Raw genomic sequence first — 23,746 nt, forward strand, 5'->3', positions numbered from 1 at the left:
CCAGCTCGACAGCAGAGCGCTGCTGCCACGCATTGGCCGGCTCTCTCGATTGGCAAGTCGATCGCGCCGCCATTCGGCTTCAGAATCTCCCTTGCATCCGAAAAATCGGAATGTGAACATGGCCCCAAGGAATGTGTAACATTCCGGTCAAGCGAAGACGCTAAACGTCTCGCGGGGGTCATTCGGGAGATTTCAACATGAAGAGATTGGCTGCCATTGCGGCTTTGTCGGCTTCGGCGTTCGGTTATTCCGCCGCACCGTCATTCGCCGACTACACGTTGACCATTCTGCACATCAATGACTGGCACAGCCGCATTGAGAGCAACAACAAGTTTGAATCGACCTGCTCTGCCGAGGAAGAGGGCAAGGGCGAGTGCATCGGCGGCGCCGCGCGCCTGGTGACGGCGATTGCCGACCAGCGCAAGAAGCTCGAAGGCCAGAACGTGCTGCTGCTCAACGGCGGCGACAATTTCCAGGGTTCGCTGTTCTACACCACCTACAAGGGTGCGGCCGAAGCCGAATTCCTGAACCAGATGAAATTCGATGCCATGACCGTGGGCAACCACGAGTTCGACGACGGCGAAGAGGCGCTGGTGCCGTTCCTGGAGAAGATCCAGTTCCCGGTACTTTCCGCCAACGTCCATCCCAATGCCCAGTCGAAGGTCGGCGACCGCATCAAGCCGTCGCTCGTGCTCGAGGTCGGCGGCCAGAAGATCGGCATCGTCGGTGCCGTCACCAACGACACGCCCGAGGTCGCCTCCCCCGGCCCCAACATCGCCATCGAGGACGACGTCAAGAACATCACCGCCGAAGTCGAGAAGCTGAAGGCCGAGGGCGTCAACAAGATCATCGCGCTCACCCATGTCGGCTATCCGCGCGACAAGGAAATGATCGCCAAGATTCCCGGCGTCGACGTCGTCGTCGGCGGCCACTCGCACTCGCTTTTGTCGAACACCGACCCCAAGGCCGAAGGGCCCTACCCGACGATGATCGACAACCCCGAGGGCTACAAGGTGCCGGTCACCCAGGCCGCTTCCTATTCCAAGTATCTCGGCGAGTTCACCGTCACCTTCGACGACAACGGCATCGTCAAGGAAGCCAAGGGCGACCCGATCTATCTCGACAATTCGATCAAGCCCGACGAGGCCGTGCTCGCCCGCATCAAGGAGCTCGGCGCCCCCATCGAGGAACTCAAGAACAAGGAGGTCGCCGAGACCACCGCGCTCATCGACGGCAGCCGCGAAACCTGCCGCGCCCGCGAATGCGAGATGGGCAACCTGATCTCCGACGCCATCCTCGACCGGGTCAAGGACCAGGGCGTGACCATCGTCTTCCAGAACGGCGGCGGCATCCGCGCCTCGATCGACCAAGGCGTCGTCACCATGGGCGAAGTGCTGACCGTACTGCCGTTCCAGAACACGCTGGCCACCTTCCAGCTCTCCGGCAAGGACATCGTCGCCTCGCTCGAGGCCGGCGTCAGCGAGATCGAGGAAGGCAAGGGCAAGTTCCCGCAGGTCGCCGGCCTGAAATACGCCTTCGACAAGTCGGTCGCCGCCAATGCCGGCCGCATCAAGTCGGTCGAGGTGATGGACGGTGGCGCCTGGAAGCCGATCGACGAGGCCAAGGTCTACACGGTCGCCACCAACAACTACGTCCGCCAGGGCGGCGACGGCTACAAGCTGTTCGCCGACAATGGCGCCAATGCCTATGACTACGGTCCGAGCCTCGAACAGGTGGTCGCCGACTACCTCGCCAAGAACCGGCCCTACACGCCCAAGCTCGACGGCCGCATCACCGAGATTGCAGCGACAGTCGCAGCAGCACCTGCGCCCGCCGAACCTGCCCCCGCGGCAGCCGAACCGGCCAAGCCCGCCGACACTGCGGCAGCACCCGCAGCGGCGGAACCGGCGGCCGGTGCCGCCGCCACCGGCGGCAAGACGCACACCATCGCCGCCGGCGACACCTACTGGGATCTTGCCAAGACCTATCTCGGCGACCCCACCAAGTGGCAGGCGATCGCCGACGCCAATCCCGACGCCAAGGCCAAGGATCTGCACATCGGCGGAACGCTTTCGATCCCGTCGACGAACTGATAGGGCTCATCTGCCCCACGAGCCCGCCCGGCATGCCGGGCGGGCTTTGCATTTGGAGAAAGGCGAATAGGGAATAGCGAATAGCGAATAGAAGCGTGCGTGGCCCCTCGGGCACCCTTTGGGCCCAAGGGCCTCATACTATCTTACGCCCTACTCACTATTCGCTATTCCCTATTCGCTACTCCCTCCCGGGGTGCGGCCAGACGCGACATTGATCGGCTGCCCCATTCAACTAGGTATCCCGCATAACGGAGACACCGAATGAACCTGACCACGACCATCGACGAAAAATCGGCCAAGGCGTTCGGCCCATTTCCCCATGGCCATCCGGCGGTGCGCAAGGGCAAGGTCGGCGTTCTCCTGGTCAATCTCGGCACCCCCGACGGCACCGATACGAAGTCGATGTGGCGCTATCTCCGCGAATTCCTCTCCGATCCGCGCGTCATCGAGATGCCGAAGCTTTTGTGGTACCCGATCCTCTACGGCATCGTGCTCAACACGCGCCCGAAGAAATCGGGCGAGAACTACAAGAAGATCTGGAACACCGAACGCGACGAATCTCCGCTGCGCACCTACACCCGCGCCCAGGCGGAAAAGCTCTCCGAGGCCTTGCGCGACCTTCCCGACGTGATCGTCGACTGGGGCATGCGCTATGGCAATCCTTCGACGGAAAGCGCGGTCAACAAGATGATCGCCCAGGGCTGCGACCGCATCGTCATGTTCCCGCTCTATCCGCAGTTCTCGGCGACGACGACGGCGACCGCCAGCGACCAGCTGTTCCGCGCGCTGATGAAAATCCGCGCCATGCCGTCGGTCCGCACGGTGCCGGCCTATTACGACGAGCCCGTCTATGTCGAGGCGCTGGCGCGCTCGATCGAACAGCATCTGGCTTCGCTCGCTTTCGAGCCGGAGGTCATCCTCGCCTCCTATCACGGCATTCCAAAACCTTATTTCGAGCGCGGCGACCCCTATCACTGCCATTGCGTGAAGACGACGCGGCTGCTGCGCGAGCGGCTCGGCATGGACGACAAGAAGCTGATGACCACCTTCCAGTCGCGCTTCGGCGCCCAGGAATGGCTGCAACCCTACACCGACAAGACGGTCGAACGGCTGGCCAAGGAGGGCGTGAAGTCGATCGCCATCGTCAACCCCGGCTTCTCCGCCGACTGCATCGAGACGCTGGAGGAGATCGCCGGCGAGAACGCCGAGATCTTCCACCATGCCGGCGGCAAGAACTTCTCCCACATCCCCTGCCTCAACGACAGCGCCGAAGGCATGGCGGTGATCGAGGCGATCGCCCGGCGCGAACTGTCGGGCTGGGTCTGACCGCCTAGGCGGAACCTCCACTGGCGAGCGGCGTTGAACGCGGGCCAGGGAGACCCGCCAATCGTGACCCGCAAGCTCGACCTCAGGACCGGACGGCCCGTCTGGTATGCCTACCGCGCGCCGACGGTTCCGACCGGCAGGCTGACGCGCGACATCAAGGCAGACGTCGCCATCGTTGGCATGGGCATCAGCGGGGCCATGGTGGCGGAAGCGCTGACGGATGCCGGCATGTCCGTCGCCTGCATCGACCGCCGCGGCCCGCTCCTGGGCTCGACCTCGGCAACCACCGCACTGGTCCAGTACGAGATCGACAAGCCGCTGTCCAAGCTGGTGCCCGGCATCGGCAAGGACCGCGCCGAGCGCGCCTGGCGGCGCTCCCGGCTTGCGGTGGTGAACCTCATGGCCCGCATCGACGAACTCGGCATACGCTGCAACGTCGAGACCCGGCAATCGCTCTACCTGGCCGGAGATGTGCTCGATGCCAGCGGATTACGCACCGAGGCCGAGGCGCGGCGGCTCGCCGGCATCCATGCCACCTATCTCCCCAAGGCAGAACTGCGCGAACGGTTCGGCATCGCCCGCAACAGTGCGATCCTGAGCCACGGCAACCTGGCGCTCGATCCGCGCAAGCTGACGGCCGGGCTGCTGTTGACGGCACGCCAACGCAAGGCCCGCTTCTACGCCCCGGCCGAGGCCACCGGCATCGCCGAGAGCCGCGACGAGGTGACGGTCGCGACACGCGGCGGCCCGACCATCACCGCCAGCCATGCGATACTCGCCACCGGCTACGAGCTCGTCCCCGGCTTTCCTCAGGTGCCCGACCATCAGGTGATCTCGACCTGGGCCATCGCCACGCAGCCGCAGAAACGCATGCTCTGGCCGGGCGCCGCCCTGATCTGGGAGGCCTCCGATCCGTATCTCTATCTGCGCGCGACAACCGACGGCCGGGTGATCTGCGGCGGCGAGGACGAGGACTTCACCGACGAAACGCGCCGCGATGCGCTGATCGCCGAGAAATCGGATCGCATCGCCGCCAAGCTGAAGCGGCTCCTGCCCCGGCTCGACACCGCGCCGGAATTCGCCTGGACCGGTTCGTTCGGCACCACCGCGACAGGCCTTCCCTGTATCGGCACGCTTCCCCGCCTGCCGCGCGTGCACGCGGTGATGGGATATGGCGGCAATGGCATCACCTATTCGCGCATCGCCGCCGAGATCGTCCGTGCCGCCCTGTGCGGCAACCGGGACAGCGACGCCGATCTGTTCCGCTTCCCGCGCTGAGCCGGGAGCATTTCACCGCTCCCTTGTTGTAACGCTGCCGAAACGCCCTTAAGTCTTTCGCGCATGCGGCGCGACCTGTGAATCGCGCACTCAACTTGCGGGGGTGTTTCGAATGGACTTCAGCGGTTTCGATCTGGTCATCCCGGTCCTTGTCGTACTGGTGCTTTTGCTGCTGTTTGCCGGCATCAAGACCATCCCGCAGGGCTACAACTACACGGTCGAACGCTTTGGCCGCTACACCAAGACCCTGACGCCCGGCCTCAACCTGATCATCCCCTTCATCGACCGCGTCGGCGCCAAGATGAACATGATGGAGCAGGTGCTCGACGTGCCGACCCAGGAAGTCATCACCCGCGACAACGCCATCGTGGCGGTCGACGGCGTCGCCTTCTACCAGGTGCTGAGCGCGCCCCAGGCCGCCTATCAGGTTGCCGGCCTGCAGAATGCCATCCTCAACCTGACGATGACCAACATCCGCACGGTGATGGGCTCGATGGACCTTGACGAGCTGCTGTCCAACCGCGACGCCATCAACGAGCGCCTGCTGCGCGTCGTCGACGAAGCCGCCCACCCCTGGGGCATCAAGGTCACCCGCGTCGAGATCAAGGACATCAACCCGCCGGCCAACCTGGTGGAATCGATGGCCCGCCAGATGATGGCCGAGCGCAACAAGCGCGCCCAGATCCTCGAGGCCGAGGGCTTGAAGGCGGCACAGGTGCTGGAGGCCGAAGGCCGCCGCGAGGCCGCCTTCCGCGATGCCGAGGCGCGCGAACGCGCCGCCGAGGCGGAAGCCCGCGCTACCCAGGTGGTGTCGGAAGCCATCGCCAAGGGCGACGTCCAGGCGATCAACTACTTCGTCGCCCAGAAATACACCGAAGCGCTGGCCAAGATCGGCTCGGCGTCGAACAGCAAGGTCGTGCTGATGCCGATGGAGGCGTCGTCGCTGATCGGCACGCTTGGCGGTATCGGCGAGATCGCCAAGGAGGTGTTCCGCGCCGAAGGCACCGCCGGAGCGCAGCGCCAGGCCTCGCGGACGCCGAGAATTCCGCCGGAGCAGAACTGAACCTGCCACTGGCACGAGGTGAAGTGAGGAGCCGCACATGATCGCAAGCGTCGTTGCCGAACTCGGTCCCTGGAACTGGATGCTGCTCGGCTTCATCCTGCTCTGCCTGGAGATCTTCGCGCCCGGCGTGTTCCTGCTGTGGATCGGCATTGCCGCACTCATCGTCGGCTCGGCCTCGCTGCTGCTCTGGGACGTCGCGTTGTGGATCTGGCAGGTGCAGGTGCTGGTCTTCCTCGTGCTCGCCCTCGCCTCGGCCTATGTCGGCAAGAAGATCGTCCGCGACCGCGAGGACCCCTCCGACCAGCCGCTGCTCAACCGGCGCGGCGCCCAGATGATCGGCCGCACCGCGACGCTGACCGAGCCGATCAAGGAAGGACGCGGCCGCATCAAGCTCGGCGACACGACTTGGCGTGTGTCGGGACCCGACCTGCCCGTGGGAACGCAGGTGCGCGTCACCGCTGTCGCCGACACCGACCTGGAGCTGGTGGTGGAGGCTGTCTGAAGCCTCGTTGAGACGCAGGCAGCAAGTGCTTGCCCTGGCCGCAGATCGCAGGCCTCGCAGAAGCCCTCATGGTGAGCCTGTCGAACCACGAGGGCGTCAGCGCAACCCCATGCGCCAGCTCGGACTACCCAAAAACCCCGCTGTAAATCGGATTGTCGAACGACAGGCACGCGCCATAGCCTGGCGCCCTCGTGGTTCGACAGGCTCACCATGAGGGCTACTGGGGGCGTTTCGGCAAGTCGTTGGAAGACGAAGACAGTCGACTCCAGAACCAAAGGTCCTAAGCCGCGCCGATCCTCAGAAGATCGTGGAAATGGACGATGCCGACAGGCCTGTCGCCTTCGACCACCGGTATGGCGCTGATATTGTGCTCGTTGAGCATCGCCGTCGCTGTGCCCGCCAGCATCTCGGGCGGCACTGTCTTGGGCTGCCGGGTCATGATGTCCTCGACATTGGTCTCGGCGAGGTTGCGGTCGAGATTGCGAGCCAGGTCGCCATCGGTGACGATGCCGGCCAGCCTGCCCTGCGCGTCGACGACGACGACGCAGCCGAAGCGCTTCTTCGACAGCGTCTTCACCGCCTCGGGCATCTTGGTACCGATCGCGACGATCGGCATTTCGTCGCCCTTGTGCATCAGGTCGCCGACCGGCATCAGGCTCGCGCCGAGCTGGCCGCCGGGATGGAAGGTGCGGAAATGGTCGGCGGTGAAGCCGCGTGCCTCGAGCAGGGCCACCGCCAGCGCATCGCCGATGACGAGTTGCAGCAGCGTCGAGGTCGTGGGCGCAAGGCCGTGCGGACAGGCCTCCGGCGCACGCGGCAGCGACAGGACGACGTCGGCCTGGCGCGCCAGCGCCGAAGAATCGCCTGCGGTAAGCGCGATCAGCGGGATCGAAAAGCGCCTCGAATAGGCGACGATGCCCTTGAGCTCGGCGGTCTCGCCCGACCAGGACAGCGCGACGATGGCGTCGTCCTTGGTGATCATGCCGAGGTCGCCATGGATGGCTTCCGAGGGGTGCACGAAATAGGCCGGCGTTCCGGTCGAGGCGAAGGTCGCCGCCAGCTTGGAGCCGATATGTCCGCTCTTGCCGACGCCGGTGATGATCGCCCGGCCGCTGAGCTGGCCCAGGATCGAGACAGCCTTGGCGAAGGGGTCCGCCAAGGGGCCATCGAGCGCGGCGGCAAGCGCGGCGATGCCGACCTGCTCGGTAGCGACGGTGCGGAGCGCCGAGGCGATCGACGCCTGCGGGTCCGGCTCTTTTTTCAGCGATCCAGCGTGCATGGCGCATGCGTTAGCGCGTCGTACCGCCTCTGTCCATGATTATCCGCCCGGCACGGCCGGCCCTGGCGGCGGCTGGAAACGCTCCGTTAACCATGGCGATTTACCAGTTGGTAAGTGCGGCCCCTTGCGCCGGCGAAGCAGTGGTGAAGATGGCGCAGGTCAGGCCAGGGCAAAACAGGCGAATGAGCGGTGCGGGATTGCGCTTCTTGCTGGCAACGGCAAGCGCAGCAACCCTGCTTTGCGCCCTGCCGGTGCATGCCCAGGAAGCCGGCCTGCGCGGCGCGGTCAACGAGGCCGACACGACCGCACAGTTGTTGCGCCGGCGACCGGCACAGCAGCCTGCCCCCGAAATCCAGGACCAGGCGGCCACCTACCAGCCCATCAGCCCTGGCGCCGTGCCGGAGCAAACCGACCCGGCCGGCACGGACGACCTGTTTAGCGAACCACCCAACGCCTATGCGGCCGATGCCGCCAACCCGTCCAGCCGTCCGACGACGACCGCAATCCAGCGCTCCAGGGAAGCACGCGAAAGACGCGCCGCCCCCGCTAGGGCAGCCGCAACGACAGCTGCCACGCCGGAGCAGGATGAAGAATTGACCACCGGCACGGTGCGGCAGGGAACCGTCGATTCGCTGATCGCGGAAGAAAACGGCCCGGAATCGGAGCGTCAGCGAGCGATCGAGGGCCGCAGGCCGGTGCCGGACGAAAACCCGTTCGAGCCGACAGGCATCCGCTTCGGCACCTTCCTGCTCAAGCCGAGCCTCGAACAGGGCGTCACCGCCACCTCCAACGCCGATTCGAGTTCGGACGGCAAGTCGGCGGTGCTGTCGGAAACCACGCTGCGCCTGAATGCGGCCTCAGACTGGGACAGCCACTCGGCCACCATCGACGCCTACGGCAATGTCCGCAAGTCCGTCTCGGGCCAGGAGGTCGAGGATGTCGAGGCCGGCATCGACGGCCGGCTGCAGCTCGACTTCGCCGACGATATCCGCACCATCGCCACCCTCGGCTACGACATCCGCCCGGAATCGGCGAGTTCGCCGGTGGTGATCGTCGGCACCGCGTCGCGCCCGGTGCGCCACACCCTCGACGGCAGCATCGGTGTCGAGAAGGACGTCGGCAAGCTGCGCTTTGCCGTGACCGGCGAAGCCGCCAAAGAGAGTTTCAGCGACGCCGACCTGTCGGGCGGCGGCACGCTTTCGCAGGAAGACAGGAACTCGACGCTCTATACCGGCCGTTTCCGTGCCGGATATGAGATTTCCCCGGCGCTGACACCCTTCGGCGAGATCGAATACGGGCGCCGCGTCTACGATCTCAGGTTCGACACGGCCGGCTTCGAACGCTCGTCCAACCGGATCGGCGCCCGCGCCGGCGTCGAGCTCGACATGGGCGAGAAGTTCGGCGGCGAGATTTCCGCAGGCTGGCTTTCGGAAGACTTCGACGACGACCGGCTGGAGACGATTTCGGCGGCGACGATCGCCGCGGATCTGCGCTGGTCGCCGATGCGCGGCACCATCGTTACGCTCAACGGGACGACGCAGGTCGAAGGTTCGACGACGCCGGGCGAAAGCGGCTCGGTGCTCTACACCGGCCGCCTCGGCGTCGAGCGTCAGATTCGCGCCAACCTCACCGGCTTTGCCGCGGCCGGCGTCGGCTGGCGCGATTATGCTGGCAGGGACGACCATGAACTCAGGCTCAGCGCCGAAGCCGGCCTGACCTGGTGGCTCAACCGCTATGCCGGCCTCACCGGCAGGCTGCGCCACGAAACCTTCGACAGCACCCTGGCCGGCCGCGACAGCAAGACCAACAGCGTCTTTGTCGGGTTGAGGGTGCAGCGCTAGGCGCCAACCGGAGTACCGGCCAGCCTGGCTGCGGCGTCTTTCAGCTCCGTTTCGCCGTCGCCGCAATACTCCTCGCTCATGATCAGGTCGGCAAGCGGCAGCCGGCTGCCCCAGCCATGGCGTTCGAGATCGGGTCTTGCGGCGAATTCCGACACCCGGCCGACGCAGAGATAGGCGACCGGCACGACATGTTCGGGAATGGCGAGCATCCGCTTCAGCGCCTCTCGGTCGATGATGCTGACCCAGCCGACGCCGACGCCTTCGGCCCGCGCCGCCAGCCAGAAATTCTGGACCGCGCAAACGGTGCTGTAGAGGTCCATCTCGGGATTGTGCCATCGCCCCAGCGGCGAGTTCCGCGACCGGCTGCGGTCGCAGGTGACGACGAGGTTGAGCGGGCTCTCGCAGATGCCCTCGAGCTTGAGCTTGCGGTACAGCGCCTGCCGCTCCTCGGCGATATGCGGCAGTTCCTGCTGGCGGGCGGCCAGGAACAGGTCGCGCACCTGTTGCCTGCGCCGTTGATCGCGGATGACGATGAAGTTCCACGGTTGCATGAAACCCACCGACGGCGCGTGATGGGCCGCCATCAGCAGGCGCGCCAGCATTTCGTCGTCGAGCGGATCGGGCAAAAAATGGCTGCGCACGTCGCGCCGCGTGAAGATGGCGCGATAGACGGCATCCTGGGCAGCAAGGTCGAAACAGCCTGAATCGGCATGGGCATGGTCGGCCGGCATCGCGTGTCCCCTGGCGAGCAAATCGGTTTCCCCCGCCTGACCATGCGGTGGACGATTTCTGCCGGGCCGGTCTTCTGGCTCGAGTTCAGCCCGCCTCCGGCGCCTTCCCGTTCTACGAACAGTGGCTATTGCCGATGCGGTCCCTCTTACAGCGTTGGGCACGCCACGGATTTGCACCGTGTTCCCGATTCTCCCGCATCGCTGCGGGCACCTGGCAGGAGATGTCTATACGGCTGCGATGCCGATGGCCATCGCTCCGCGCGTCCAAAGCTGGCGCGCGGGCGACATTTCGACAGGGATCAGCGGCCGGGCTTCATCTCGCCGAGCAAGCCCTCGATGACGCCGGCCATGCGCTCGTTGATGTCGGCGCGCGACAGCGCAAAGGCGACGTTGGCCTCGACGAAGCCTTCCGGCGAACCGCAGTCGAATGTGCGACCGCGATAATGATAGCCGTAGAAGGACTGCTGCTTCTCCAGCTTCAGCATCGCATCGGTGAGCTGGATCTCGTCGCCGGCGCCGCGCTCCTGCTTGGCCAGGATGTCGAAGATCTCCGGCTGCAGGATGTAGCGGCCGTTGATGAACAGGTTCGACGGCGCGGTTCCCTGCTTCGGCTTTTCCACCATGCCTTCGATCTCGAAGCCGGTGTGGACCGCCTTGCCCTTGCCGACGATGCCATATTTGTGCGCCTCGGCAGGATCGCATTCCTGCACCGCGATGATGTTGTTGCCGGTCTCGGCATAAAGCTCGACCATCTCGCGCATGCAGCTCTTTTCCGACTGCATGATCATGTCGGGCAGGAGCAGCGCGAAGGGCTCGTCACCGACCAGCTCACGCGCGCACCACACCGCATGGCCAAGGCCGAGCGGGACCTGCTGGCGGGTGAACGAGGTCTGGCCGGGCGCAGGCTGCAGGCGCTGCAGACGCTCGAGCTGTTCACTTTTGCCGCGCTGGGCCAGCGTGTCGTAGAGTTCGAACTGGACGTCGAAATGATCTTCGATGACGGCCTTGTTGCGGCCGGTGACGAAGATGAAGTGTTCGATACCCGCCTCGCGTGCTTCGTCGACCACGTATTGAATCACTGGACGATCGACGACCGTCAGCATTTCCTTGGGGATCGACTTGGTGGCAGGCAGAAAACGCGTGCCGAGGCCCGCGACCGGGAAAACTGCCTTGCGAACTCTTTTCATTGCTTGGTTCATCCGATGGAGGATTACGAGTATCGGGCAGGCACACTGCCATAGCGGAATTGATGAATACTGAATGCGTTCACATATTCGCCGGCAGCCGGCAAGAGGATCGATCACGCGATCTTGATTGTCGAAACCAGTCGGGAAACAATCGCCAGAACCGCTTTTCGTTCCCCAAGGGGGCTATGGTAAACTGATTGATAACCGGCATCGGCGATGAATCGTATTTCTGATCTCTCCAAGGAGGAAAGAATGCCCCTTCGCAAGACCGCCAGAGGCCTCGCAAGCGCCGCTGCAATCGCCGGCCTTTCGCTGGCATTCATGCTGCCGGCCGGCCCGGCGGCGGCCGAAGCCGGCTTCCAGCGCTGGGTAGCGAGCTTCCGCTCGGTCGCCGCAGACAACGGGATTTCCGGCTCGACTTACGACCGCGCCTTTCGCGGTGTGACCTCGGCCGACCCCGAAGTGCTGGAAAAGGCCCGTTTCCAGCCCGAATTCACCGCCCCCGTCTGGGACTATTTCGACAATCGCGTCCATGACCAGTCGATCACGGTCGGCCGCGAGATGGCCCGCAAGTGGAAGCCGTGGCTCGACCGCATCGAGGCCAAGTTTGGCGTCGACCGCTACATCCTGCTTGCCATCTGGTCGATGGAATCGAACTACGGCGAGATTCTCAAGAACGACAAGGTGATGCGCAATGTCGTGCGCTCGCTGTCGACGCTCGCCTATGGCGACAAGCGGCGCGCGAAGTTCGCCCGGACACAGCTGATAGCGGCGCTCAAGATCCTGCAGCGCGGCGACATCGACGAGAGCCACCTCGTCGGCTCCTGGGCCGGCGCCATGGGCCACACCCAGTTCATCCCGACCAGCTACCAGGCCTATGCCGTCGACGCCGACGGCAACGGCAAGCGCGACATCTGGAATTCGGTGCCCGACGCGCTCGCAACCGCCGCCAACCTGTTGAAGAAGAACGGCTGGCAGGGCGGCAAGACCTGGGGCTACGAGGTCGTGCTGCCCGAGGGCCGCAAGTTCCCGTCCGGCTCGATGACGCTCGACAAATGGGCAGCGCTCGGCGTCGAACGCGCCAATGGCAAGGCCTTCAAGCGCGGCTCCGACGTGGCGACGCTCAAGGTGCCGGACGGCCGCGGCGGCCCGGCCTTCCTGATGACCAAGAATTTTTCGGTCATCAAGCGCTACAACAACGCCGACAAATATGCGCTCGCCGTTGGTCTTCTTGCCGACGAAATCGCCGGCTATGGCGGTCTGGTGCAGGACTGGAAGCGCCCCTTCACAAAGCTCAGCTTCGAGGAGAAGCAGGAGCTGCAGAAGCGGCTGTCGGCGCATGGCTATTACGACGGCAAGGCGGACGGCAAGATCGGCGAGGGTTCGCGCTCGGCGATCAAGACTTTCCAGGCACAGCTGGGCTTGACGCAGGACGGCCATCCGAGCATGGAAGTGCTCAACAGGCTGAGGCGGAATTAGCAATCGGAGGTTGCTGTTGGCATCGTCGCGTTCGGGAAAAGTCGCTCTGCGCCTGACGATGCCGCTGGTCGCGGCGATCGCGTTGACCGCGATTGCCAGCACCGCGCCCTCCCCGGCCATTGCCCAGGAGGGCATATTGCGGCGCTGGTCGCTGCGTGACCTGTTCATGCCGCGCCGCGAGCGCGTCGACCCCTATATCCTCGAACAGCCGCAGGATCAGCCGCGCAAGAAGATCCGCAAGACGCCGCGCAAGCCGAAGGCGACCGCCGGCAACGTCAGCCGCCCGGCCGAGCCCGTCGTGCCGGTGATCGAGAAAGCGGCCGACGCACGCGTCGTGCTGGTCATCGGCGACTTCCTCGGCGGCGGCCTTGCGGAGGGGCTGGGCACCGTCTTTGCCGAGAATGCCAAGATCCGTGTCGTCGACAGGACCAACGGTTCGTCGGGCTTCGTGCGCGAGGACCACTACAACTGGCCCGAGCAGGCCAAGGCACTGATCGAGCAGGAAAAGCCGGCAGCCATCATCGTCATGATGGGCTCCAACGACCGCCAGCAGATGCGGGTCGCCGACAACCGCGAACCGCCGATGAGCCCGGCGTGGACCAAGGAATACGCCGCCCGCACAGAAAAGCTCGCCAAGGCCATCGCCGAGACCAAGGTGCCGTTCCTGTGGGTCGGCATGCCGGCGTTCAAATCGTCGAAGATGAGCACCGACATGCTTGCCTTCAACGACATCTACCGTGCCGCGACCGAGGCAGCCGGCAGCGAATTCGTCGACGTCTGGGACGGTTTCGTCGACGAGAACGGCGCTTTCGTCACGTCAGGCCCCGACATCAACGGCCAGCCGGTGCGGTTGCGTTCCGACGACGGCATCAACGTCACCCGCGCCGGCAAGCGCAAGCTCGCCTTCTTCGCCGAAAAACCGCTCAACAAGCTGCTCGGCATCACCCCGCAGGGAATGGAGGCCGTCGTTCCCGCCAGCCTGCCGCAGGCGACTCCGGGCGAACTGAACGTGCCGGTCAACATCGACCGCACCGTGCCGGTCTCGCTTTCCGATCCCGAACTCGATGGCGGCACCGAATTGATGGGGGCGCAGGCGGCACCCAAGGGCGACCCACGCTCGCCCGGCGAAAAACTCGCCGTGCAAGGCATAGCACCTGCCGCGCCGCCCGGACGCGCCGATGATTTTTCCTGGCCGCCCAAGCCGCTTCCGGCAGCGCAAGGCACCGAAACGACGACCGCGATCAGGCGGTAGGACGCAGGACCCGCCGTGCGTCCTTCGAGGCCCGCCCGCAAAGGGTATTGATCCATCCACCAGACAAAACAAGGGCTCGCACCTCTGATCAGGCCCGCAGCGTTACGGTCCTGATCAGAGGTGCGAGCCCTCGTTGTCATTGCAGCTCTTGGGTCTGCGGGCGAGCCCCGAAGGACGCACCCGCATCGGTTCAGCGCGGCAGGACGCTCGCCCCCATCAGCGCCAGGTCGATCGACTGCGCCGCCTGGCGTCCCTCGCGGATCGCCCAGACGACCAGCGACTGGCCGCGGCGGACGTCGCCGGCAGCGTAGAGCTTGTCGACGTTGGTCCTGTAGTCCTGCTCGTTGGCCGCGACATTGGTCGAACGGCGGCTGTCGGAGGCGATGTCGAGCTTGCCTTCGAGCTCCTTGACCAGGCCGCCGGAAATCGGGCCGGCAAAGCCGATGGCGATGAAGGCGAGATCGGCGCGGATGACGAATTCGGTGCCCGGGATCGGCTTGCGCTTCTCGTCGACCTCGCAGCACTTCACGCCGGTCAGCTGGCCTTCCTCGCCGATGAACTCCAGCGTTGCCACCTGGAACTCGCGCTGCGCGCCTTCGGCCTGCGACGACGAGGTCCGCATCTTGGTCGCCCAATAGGGCCACACGGCGAGCTTGTTTTCCTTCTCCGGCGGCTGCGGGCGGATGTCGAGCTGGGTCACGCGCACCGCGCCCTGGCGGAATGCCGTGCCGACGCAGTCGGAGGCGGTGTCGCCGCCGCCGACGACGACGACATGCTGGCCGCCGGCAACGATCGGCTCGGACGGCCAGGCGACCGACTGGATGTCCTCCCCGCCGACGCGCTTGTTCTGCTGGACGAGGTAGGGCATCGCGTCATGCACGCCCTTGAGGTCGTCGCCGGGGATGCCCGCTGGACGCGGCGTTTCCGAGCCGCCGCAATAGAGCACGGCGTCGAACTCGCCGAGCAGTTCCGCGACCTTCTTGTCGACGCCGACATTGACGCCGCAATGGAAGGTCACACCCTCGCCCGCCATCTGCTCGACGCGACGGTCGATATAGTGCTTCTCCATCTTGAAGTCCGGGATGCCGAAGCGCAGCAGGCCGCCGGGGCGGCTCTCGCGCTCGTAGACATGGACGTCATGGCCGGCGCGGCCGAGCTGCTGGGCCGCTGCCATGCCGGCGGGGCCCGAGCCGATGACGGCGACGCGCTTGCCGGTCTTCTTCTCCGGCGGATAAGGCCTGATGTAGCCCGTCTCGTAGGCCTTGTCGGCGATCGCCTGTTCGACCGTCTTGATGGCGACCGGAATGTCCTCGATGTTCAGCGTGCAGGCTTCCTCGCAAGGCGCAGGGCAGATGCGGCCGGTGAATTCGGGGAAGTTGTTGGTCGAATGGAGATTGCGGATCGCGTTGTCCCAGTCGCCATTGTAGACCAGATCGTTCCAGTCGGGGATCTGGTTGTGGACCGGACAGCCGGTCGGCCCATGGCAGAACGGGATGCCGCAATCCATGCAGCGCGCAGCCTGCTTTTCCACTTCCTTGTCCGACATCGGCAGCGTGAATTCGCGGAAATGCCGGATGCGGTCGGAAGCCGGCTGGTACTTGTGCACCTGCCGGTCGATCTCGAGAAAACCTGTAACCTTACCCATCGTCGCTCTCGTCAGTCATGCCCAGCACCTCGGCGCGGGCGTAAAATTCCACCACTTCAAATGAAGCATGCGATGGCGGGCGCCCTCTCGGGCGCCGCCGGCAGGACGGTCGCGGTCACTCTGCCGCGACGTTCATCCTCATGCGCTCCATCTCGATCAGCGCGCGGCGATACTCCACCGGCATGACCTTGCGGAATTTGGGTCGGTAGCTCGCCCAGTCGTCCAGGATCTGCTTGGCGCGGGTCGAACCGGTGTAGTGCATGTGGTTCGAGATCAGCTGTACCAGGCGCTCTTCGTCGTGGCGGGTCATGTCGCCCGACACATCGACACGGCCCTTGTGGGCAATGTCTCCGCCGTGATGATGCAGCTTCTCCAGCATGTCGTCCTCTTCGGGGACAGGCTCGAGCTCGACCATCGCCATGTTGCAGCGCTCGGCGAAATCGCCTTCCTCGTCGAGCACATAGGCGACACCGCCCGACATGCCCGCCGCGAAGTTGCGGCCCGTCTTGCCGATGACGACGACGACGCCGCCAGTCATGTACTCGCAGCCATGGTCGCCGACGCCTTCGACGACGGTGACGGCACCCGAGTTGCGGACGGCGAAGCGTTCGCCGGCCACGCCGCGGAAGTAGCACTCACCTTCGATGGCGCCGTAGAGCACGGTGTTGCCGACGATGATCGAGTCCTCGGCGACGATCTTGGAATCCTCGGGCGGGCGGATGACGATGCGGCCGCCCGACAGGCCCTTGGCGACATAGTCGTTGCCGTCGCCGACCAGTTCGAACGAAACGCCGCGCGTCAGGAAGGCGCCGAAGGACTGGCCGGCAGTGCCGGTCAGCTTCACCGAGATGGTGTCTTCGCGCAGGCCCTTGTGCTTGAAGCGCTTGGCGACCTCGCCCGACAGCATCGCACCGGCGGAGCGGTCGACGTTGCGGATGGTTGCCTCGATCCTCACCGGCTGCCGTGACTCGAGCGCGGGCCTGGCTTCCGCGATCAGCTTGCGGTCGAGCACGTCGTCGATCGGGTGCTTCTGGCGCTCGGTCCAGTGCGTTGCCGAGGCAGGCGCATCCGGCTTGTAGAACACCTTGGAGAAGTCCAGGCCGCGCGACTTCCAGTGGTTGATCAGCTCGCGCTTCTCAAGCAGGTCGGCGTCGCCGATGATCTGGTCGAGATGGGTGAAGCCCATCTTGGCCAGGAGCTCGCGCACCTCTTCGGCGACGTAGAAGAAGTAGTTGATGACATGCTCGGGCGTGCCCTTGAAGCGCTTGCGCAGCACCGGATCCTGGGTGGCGACGCCAACCGGGCAGGTGTTGAGATGGCACTTGCGCATCATGATGCAACCCGCCGCGATCAGCGGCGCTGTCGAGAAGCCGAACTCGTCGGCGCCCAGCAGAGCGCCTATGACGACGTCGCGGCCAGTGCGCAAGCCGCCGTCGACCTGGAGCGCGACGCGCGAACGCAGGCCGTTCAGCACCAGCGTCTGGTGCGTCTCGGCAAGGCCCATCTCCCACGGGCTGCCGGCATGCTTGAGCGAGGTGAGCGGCGAAGCGCCCGTGCCGCCGTCATAGCCGGAGATCGTGATGTGGTCGGCGCGCGCCTTGGCGACACCAGCCGCAACCGTGCCGACGCCCACTTCCGACACGAGCTTGACCGACACGTCGGCCGCCGGGTTGACGTTCTTCAGGTCATAGATCAGCTGCGCCAGATCTTCGATCGAATAGATGTCGTGATGCGGCGGCGGCGAAATCAGGCCCACGCCTTGCGTCGAATGGCGGGTCTTGGCGATCGTCGCGTCGACCTTGTGGCCGGGCAGCTGGCCGCCCTCGCCGGGCTTGGCACCTTGCGCCACCTTGATCTGCATCATGTCGGAGTTGACCAGATATTCGGTCGTCACGCCGAAGCGGCCCGAGGCCACCTGCTTGATCGCCGAACGTTCCGGGTTCACCGAGCCGTCGGGCAGCGGCAGGTAGCGGTCCGGCTCCTCGCCGCCCTCGCCGGTGTTCGACTTGCCGCCGATCCGGTTCATGGCGACGGCGAGCGTCGAATGCGCCTCGCGGCTGATCGAGCCGAAGGACATCGCCCCCGTCGAGAAGCGCTTGACGATCTCGGCCGCCGGCATGACGTCGTCGATGGAAACCGGCTTGCGCCCGCTCTCCTCGGCAGACTTGATATGGAACATGCCGCGGATGGCCTGGGCACGCGCCGTCTCGCTGTCGATCTGGGCCGAGAACTCCTTGAAGGTCGACCACGAACCGCTGCGAACGGCATGCTGGAGCGATGCGACCGCGTCAGGCGTCCACATGTGGGCTTCGCCGCGCATGCGGTACATGTACTCGCCGCCGACGTCGAGCGCGTTGCGCAGCACCGGGTCTTCGCCGAAGGCGGAAGCATGGCGCGCCACCGTCTCGGCCGAGATCTCATCGAGGCCGACGCCTTCGATATTGGTCGCCGTGCCGGTGAAGTACTTCTCGACGAAATCGGTCTTGAGGCCGATGGCGTCGAATATCTGCGCGCCGCAATAAGACTGGTAGGTCGAGATGCCCATCTTGGACATCACCTTGAGGATGCCCTTGCCGATCGACTTGATGTAGCGGCCGACGACTTCCGAGCCGTCGACTTCCGGCGGGAATTCGCCGCGCTTGTGCATGTCGGTCAGCGTGTCGAAGGCCAGGTACGGGTTGATCGCCTCGGCGCCGTAGCCGGCCAGGCAGCAGAAGTGGTGCACTTCGCGCGGCTCGCCCGATTCCACCACGAGGCCGACCGAAGTGCGCAGGCCCTTGCGGATCAGGTGGTGGTGGACGGCCGCCGTTGCCAGCAGCGTCGGGATGTCGATGCGATCGGGCCCGATCTGGCGATCGGACAGGATGATGATGTTGTAGCCGCCGGCGACCGCCGCTTCGGCACGCTCGCACAGCCGCTCGATGGCACCCGCCATGCCGGCAGCGCCTTCGGCCGCCGCATAGGTGATATCGATCGTCTTGGTATCGAAGCGGTCCTCGGTGTGGCCGATGGAGCGGATCTTCTCGAGATCGCCATTGGTCAGGATCGGCTGGCGCACCTCGAGCCGCTTCCGGCGGGAGGAGCCGACCAGATCGAAGATGTTCGGGCGCGGGCCGATGAACGACACCAGGCTCATCACCAGCTCCTCGCGGATCGGATCGATCGGCGGGTTGGTGACCTGGGCGAAGTTCTGCTTGAAGTATGTGTAGAGCAGCTTGGCCTTGTCCGACATCGCCGAGATCGGCGTGTCGGTGCCCATCGAGCCGACGGCTTCCTGGCCTGTCGTCGCCATCGGCGACATCAGCAGCTTGGTGTCTTCCTGGGTGTAGCCGAAGGCCTGCTGGCGATCGAGCAGCGAGACGTCCTTGCGCAGCTCGCGCGGCTCGACCGGCTTCAGCTCCTCGAGGATCAGCTGGGTGTTAGCCAGCCACGTCTTGTAGGGGTGCTTGGTGGCGATCTCGGACTTGATCTCCTCGTCCGAGATGATGCGGCCCTCGACCAGGTCGATCAGCAGCATCTTGCCGGGCTGCAGGCGCCACTTCTTGACGATGTGCTTTTCGGCGACCGGCAGCACGCCGGCCTCCGAGGCCAGGATCACCCGGTCGTCGTCGGTGACGATGTAGCGGGCCGGACGCAGACCGTTGCGATCGAGCGTCGCGCCGATCTGGCGGCCGTCGGTGAAGCACACCGCCGCCGGGCCGTCCCACGGCTCCATCAGCGCTGCGTGATACTCGTAGAAGGCCTTGCGGTCGGCATCCATCGACTTGTTGCCGGCCCAGGCTTCCGGGATCAGCATCATCATGGCGTGCGCCAGCTTGTAGCCGCCCTGGAACAGGAACTCGAGCGCGTTGTCGAAGCAGGCCGTGTCCGACTGCCCCTCATAGGAGATCGGCCAGAGCTTGGAGATGTTGTTGCCGAACAGCTCGCTGTCGACCGAGGCCTGGCGCGCCGCCATCCAGTTGTTGTTGCCGCGCACCGTGTTGATTTCGCCATTGTGGGCGACCATACGGTACGGATGCGCCAGCTTCCACGACGGGAAGGTGTTGGTCGAGAAGCGCTGGTGGACGAGGATCAGCGCGGTCTCGAAGCGCGGATCATTGAGGTCCTTGTAATAAGCGCCGACCTGGAAGGCCAGGAACATGCCCTTGTAGACGATGGTACGCGCCGACAGCGACACGCAATAGGCGCCGACATCGCGGTTGTTGTGCTCGGCATAGATGCGCCCGGAAATGACCTTACGCAGCAGATAAAGCCGCGCTTCATATTCCTCGTCGTCATCGATCTCAGGCGTGCGCCCGATGAACACCTGGCAGTGGAACGGCTCGGAAGCCGCGATTTCAGGTGCCTTCGACAGCGAGGAGTTGTCGACCGGCACGTCGCGGAAGCCGATCAGCGGCAAGCCTTCCGACTGCGCCGACTCGCGGATGATGTCGATGACATGTTCGCGCGTCGCGGCGTCCTGCGGCATGAACCAGTGGCCGACGCCGTACTGGCCGGGAGCCGGCAGCTCGATGTCCTGCTTGGCCATCTCTTCGCGGAAGAAGCTGTCAGGGATCTGCACCAGCACGCCAGCGCCGTCGCCCATCAGCGGGTCGGCACCGACGGCACCGCGATGCGTCAGGTTCTCGAGCATGAACAGCCCGTCCTTGACGATCTGGTGCGACTTGATGCCCTTCATCTGGGCGATGAAGCCGACGCCGCAGGCGTCATGCTCGTTGCGCGGATCGTAAAGGCCATGCGCTGCATAGCCGGTGGTGGTTCGGAGATGATCGGTTTTCTTGTTGGCCGCTTTCGTCTGCGCGGCCGGCACAAAACCCGTCGTCACAGATGGCGTCAACTCCGTCATCATCTCTCTCCATTCCGGCCCGATCCGGGCAGTTCGCTTTGGGACGGCAACGTGCCGGTCCGCTCACCTTCAGATATGCTTTCGATATGCTTGCGGCGCAGTGCCGTTTGGCCGGCACCGAACCGCCAGTCGGGCAGGCAGGGCCCGGATTCGCTCCGGACGGCCTCTGACCCCAGCTCGCGGCGGCAGACGGACGTGGCGTCATCATACGCCAAATCCGTTCCGCTTTGGGCAGATAAATAAGACAGCACTGCTGTCCTAAATTTCGTATGACAGAATTCTTGAATACGCACAAGACCGATTCACGAATTTTCCGCATCCGGAAAGACAGAAAATTTCGCCGAACTCATGCCTGGCGTAACTTTTGAACAACTGGTCAAAAGCGCCCTGCCCGCTGTCTCAATCGATTTCCAGGCCCCGGACTTGCCGAAAACGCCAAAACCCGCTCTAGCTCGGGCATCCCTGCCACGCAGTCTCCGACAGCCATATCACGGACGGATAACATGTTTTTCGCATCAGACAATTGGGCCGGCGCGCACCCCAGGATCGCCGAACGGCTGCACGCCAGTGCGGCAGGCTTCAGCCGGGCCTATGGCGACGGCGATCTCGACCAGGCTGTCTACGCGCGTTTCAGCGAGATGTTCGAACGCGAGGTGGCGGTGTTCTTCGTCGCCACCGGCACCGCGGCGAACTCCCTGGCACTGGCTGCCTACAATCGCCCCGGCGGCATTTCCTTCGGCCATCGCGAAGCACACATCATCGAGGACGAATGCGGCGCGCCCGAATATTTCACCGGCGGCTCCAGGCTTCATGCCATCGACGGAACGCTGGGCCGCATGGACGTCCGCAACCTCGAACGCGCGGTCGCCCGTTTCGCGCCCGAATTCGTCCATGCCGGCCGGCCGATGGCGATCTCGATGACGCAGTCGACCGAGGTCGGCACCGTCTACGGACTCGACGAGATCAAGGCCATTTCGGCCATCGCCAGGCAATATTCGCTGCCTCTGCACATGGATGGCGCGCGCTTCGCCAATGCGCTGGTCTCGCTCGACACCACGCCGGCCGAGATGACTTGGAAACGCGGCGTCGACATCGTCTCCTTCGGCGGCACCAAGAACGGCTGCTGGTGCGCCGAGGCGATCGTGCTGTTCGATCTCGACCGCGCCAAGGAAATGGCCTTCCTGCGCAAGCGCTCAGCCCAGCTGTTCTCCAAGTCCCGCTTCATCTCGGCCCAGTTCGACGCCTATTTCGACGGCGGCCTGTGGCTGGACACCGCCCGCCACGCCAATGCGATGGCGACAAGGCTGGCCGCGGCCATCTCGGGCTCGTCTGTCGCCCGCCTTGCCTGGCAGCCCCAGGCCAACGAGGTGTTCGCGGTTATCAGGACGGAAGTCGCCAACGCGGCGCTTGCCGCGGGTGCCGCCTTCTACGACTGGCACGCGCCGGCCGGTTTCGACGGACAGCTGGGCGAGGACGAAACGCTCTACCGCTTCGTCACCAGCTTCGCCACGTCGCCCGAAGAGGTCGACCGTTTTGGCGAGCTGCTGCGGAGGTAACGTAAAGTGGTGACCGGGCCCTTGGTCAAAGAGCCCTCAGGAACGAAAGCAGCGCGTCCGAGACAAGCACCGGCCGCTCTTGCGAGGGCCAATGGCCGCAGCCCTCCAGGTAGATCGGCTGCCTGAGCTGCGGCACGAGCGCGGGCATCGCCGCGATGATGTCGCGCATGCCCGGGATCTGCAGCCCGACGTCGCGTTCGCCGACGAGATAGAGCGCCGGCACCGCAACCTTGAGTCCCGAAAACGCGTGCTGCATTTCCCAGTTGCGGTCGAGATTGCGATAGAGGTTCAACCCGCCCCGGAACCCGCTGGCCTGGAAATCGCCGACATAGGCGTCGAGGTCGGCCTCGCTCAGCCATGACGGCAGGGCATCGGGCGTCGGCAGCGGCGCCAGCAGACCCCTGTCACGGCTCACCATGGCGAAGGGATTGGGCGTTCCGTCGCCTTCGCGCCTCGCCCCCGCATCGCCCGACGCAGCAGACAGGATCTTGCGCAGCGTCAGGCCGACGTCGCGTTCGAACTCGGCTTCGGCCAGGTCGGGCTGTTGAAAATAGAGCGTGTAGAAGAGGGCATCGTCGGTTTGCGGGAAGATACGCGTCGGCGGCACGGGAGGTTGTCCCATCATCGGCACGCCGAATGCGGCCACCGCATGGAACCGGTCCGGGCGCAGGAGGGCCGCTTGCCAGGCCAATGTCGCTCCCCAGTCGTTGCCGACGATAACCGCCTTCTCTTCGCCAAGCGCGTCGAGCAGGCCGACCATGTCCGCGACCAGATGCAGGATCGAATACTGGCCGACATCGGCAGGCCCTTCGGTGCCGCCGAACCCGCGGAGATCGGGGGCGACGACACGATAGTTCGCCGCTGCAAGCGCGGCGATCTGGTGGCGCCAGGAATAGGCGGTTTCGGGGAAGCCATGGCAAAGCAGCACCAACGGCCCCTGGCCCTGGTCGGCGATTCGCATGCGGAGGCCATTCACCTCGACAAAGCGATACGGCAGTTGCGGCATGGCACTCTCCTTCTCGGGTCCTGGTGATCCGGCAAGGGATCGCTGCGGGAGCAAGGTCACAGCTGCCAGCGCAACGGCATGCCGGGCGAAGGTTCGCCTGTTCATGTCCTTGGCTTGCAGAAGGTAACTCATGAAGTTACATTATATCGGGGAAGCAGAGAATGTAACCCATACTGTTATGATTTTTCGTGAGCGTTCGGTCCGGATCCGCCAATGACACAAGACAGCCGCCTGTCCCGCATGCTGCACATGCTGATCCACATCGACCTGCACGACGGCAGGGCCACGTCGGAAACCATCGCGCAGATGCTCGGCACCAACCCCGTCGTGGTGCGGCGGATGATGGCCGGCCTGCGGGAACAGGGCTACGTCGAAGCCGTCAGGGGTCCGCATGGTGGCTGGAAGCTGGCGCGCGATCTGGCGGACATCACCGTCCTCGACGTCCACAACGCGCTGGGCAGCCCGTCTCTTTTTGCGGTGGGCCTGGCGGTGGATCACCCCGACTGCCCGGTCGAACGGTCGGTCAATGCGACGCTCGGCGAGATTTTCGACGATGCCGAGACAAGGGTGACGTCGCGATACGGCAACATCACGCTCGCCGACCTGATCCCCGACATTAAGCGCTGACACCCGGCAACGCCCACGCGATCGCGGTGGCGAAT

Annotated in this window: 16 protein-coding genes and 1 riboswitch; of the genes, 10 read left to right on the forward strand and 6 right to left on the reverse strand. The window is 64.9% G+C overall.

Features of this window, described 5'->3' with window-relative positions:
* Nucleotides 1-197 precede the first annotated feature (197 nt).
* From ASC75_RS20660 to ASC75_RS20680, 5 genes are all read left to right on the forward strand, one after another.
* Nucleotides 198-2,093, forward strand: a complete 1,896-nt coding sequence (locus ASC75_RS20660; RefSeq protein ID WP_055979654.1) for a 5'-nucleotidase C-terminal domain-containing protein — start codon at nt 198-200, stop codon at nt 2,091-2,093.
* A gap of 261 nt (nt 2,094-2,354) precedes the next feature.
* Nucleotides 2,355-3,419, forward strand: coding sequence for a ferrochelatase (gene hemH / locus ASC75_RS20665; protein WP_055979658.1), 1,065 nt, complete (start codon nt 2,355-2,357; stop codon nt 3,417-3,419).
* Nucleotides 3,420-3,482: 63 nt separating this feature from the next.
* Nucleotides 3,483-4,697, forward strand: coding sequence for an FAD-dependent oxidoreductase (locus tag ASC75_RS20670; RefSeq protein ID WP_055979661.1), 1,215 nt, complete (start codon nt 3,483-3,485; stop codon nt 4,695-4,697).
* A 112-nt stretch (nt 4,698-4,809) separates the two neighbouring features.
* Complete coding sequence (locus ASC75_RS20675) at nt 4,810-5,760, forward strand: SPFH domain-containing protein (RefSeq protein WP_055979663.1); 951 nt, start codon at nt 4,810-4,812, stop codon at nt 5,758-5,760.
* A 37-nt stretch (nt 5,761-5,797) separates the two neighbouring features.
* On the forward strand, nt 5,798-6,262 hold the full coding sequence (locus ASC75_RS20680) for an NfeD family protein (protein ID WP_055979666.1): 465 nt from the start codon (nt 5,798-5,800) through the stop codon (nt 6,260-6,262).
* A 280-nt stretch (nt 6,263-6,542) separates the two neighbouring features.
* On the opposite strand, the gene ASC75_RS20685 is transcribed toward ASC75_RS20680, so the two are convergent.
* Nucleotides 6,543-7,541, reverse strand: coding sequence for a KpsF/GutQ family sugar-phosphate isomerase (locus tag ASC75_RS20685; protein WP_055979671.1), 999 nt, complete (start codon nt 7,539-7,541; stop codon nt 6,543-6,545).
* A 182-nt stretch (nt 7,542-7,723) separates the two neighbouring features.
* Between ASC75_RS20685 and ASC75_RS20690 the strand changes: the two genes are divergently transcribed.
* Complete coding sequence (locus ASC75_RS20690) at nt 7,724-9,382, forward strand: outer membrane beta-barrel protein (protein WP_244487896.1); 1,659 nt, start codon at nt 7,724-7,726, stop codon at nt 9,380-9,382.
* Here ASC75_RS20690 and bluB read toward each other — a convergent pair.
* Both bluB and galU read right to left on the reverse strand, forming a co-directional pair.
* On the reverse strand, nt 9,379-10,113 hold the full coding sequence (bluB, locus tag ASC75_RS20695) for a 5,6-dimethylbenzimidazole synthase (RefSeq protein ID WP_055979675.1): 735 nt from the start codon (nt 10,111-10,113) through the stop codon (nt 9,379-9,381). The two genes, ASC75_RS20690 and bluB, sit on opposite strands and share 4 nt — an antisense overlap.
* Nucleotides 10,114-10,159: 46 nt before the next feature.
* Nucleotides 10,160-10,343: riboswitch (cobalamin riboswitch) on the reverse strand.
* A gap of 69 nt (nt 10,344-10,412) precedes the next feature.
* Nucleotides 10,413-11,300, reverse strand: coding sequence for a UTP--glucose-1-phosphate uridylyltransferase GalU (galU, locus tag ASC75_RS20700; RefSeq protein ID WP_055979679.1), 888 nt, complete (start codon nt 11,298-11,300; stop codon nt 10,413-10,415).
* A 252-nt stretch (nt 11,301-11,552) separates the two neighbouring features.
* Here galU and ASC75_RS20705 point away from each other — a divergent pair, with 252 nt between their 5' ends.
* Nucleotides 11,553-12,779, forward strand: coding sequence for a lytic murein transglycosylase (locus ASC75_RS20705; protein WP_055979682.1), 1,227 nt, complete (start codon nt 11,553-11,555; stop codon nt 12,777-12,779).
* A 13-nt stretch (nt 12,780-12,792) separates the two neighbouring features.
* Nucleotides 12,793-14,031, forward strand: a complete 1,239-nt coding sequence (locus ASC75_RS20710; RefSeq protein WP_055980263.1) for a DUF459 domain-containing protein — start codon at nt 12,793-12,795, stop codon at nt 14,029-14,031.
* A gap of 190 nt (nt 14,032-14,221) precedes the next feature.
* On the opposite strand, the gene ASC75_RS20715 is transcribed toward ASC75_RS20710, so the two are convergent.
* A complete protein-coding gene (locus ASC75_RS20715) occupies nt 14,222-15,676 on the reverse strand; it encodes a glutamate synthase subunit beta (protein WP_055979685.1) in 1,455 nt (484 codons plus the stop codon).
* Nucleotides 15,677-15,791: 115 nt separating this feature from the next.
* Entirely contained in the window at nt 15,792-20,522 is a 4,731-nt protein-coding gene (gene gltB, locus ASC75_RS20720; protein ID WP_055980267.1) for a glutamate synthase large subunit, read from the reverse strand.
* A 503-nt stretch (nt 20,523-21,025) separates the two neighbouring features.
* Between gltB and ASC75_RS20725 the strand changes: the two genes are divergently transcribed.
* A complete protein-coding gene (locus ASC75_RS20725; protein WP_055979688.1) occupies nt 21,026-22,078 on the forward strand; it encodes a low specificity L-threonine aldolase in 1,053 nt (350 codons plus the stop codon).
* Between the two features lie 25 nt (nt 22,079-22,103).
* Here ASC75_RS20725 and ASC75_RS20730 read toward each other — a convergent pair whose 3' ends face one another.
* Nucleotides 22,104-23,075, reverse strand: coding sequence for an alpha/beta hydrolase (locus ASC75_RS20730; protein WP_200943472.1), 972 nt, complete (start codon nt 23,073-23,075; stop codon nt 22,104-22,106).
* 222 nt (nt 23,076-23,297) lie between these two features.
* Between ASC75_RS20730 and ASC75_RS20735 the strand changes: the two genes are divergently transcribed.
* Nucleotides 23,298-23,711 carry an Rrf2 family transcriptional regulator gene (locus ASC75_RS20735; RefSeq protein WP_055979693.1) on the forward strand — a complete coding sequence of 138 codons (414 nt, stop codon included), beginning with the start codon at nt 23,298-23,300 and terminating at the stop codon, nt 23,709-23,711.
* Nucleotides 23,712-23,746: the final 35 nt, after the last annotated feature.

Source organism: Aminobacter sp. DSM 101952 (genome assembly GCF_001424795.1).
Taxonomy (GTDB): Bacteria; Pseudomonadota; Alphaproteobacteria; order Rhizobiales; family Rhizobiaceae; genus Aminobacter; species Aminobacter aganoensis.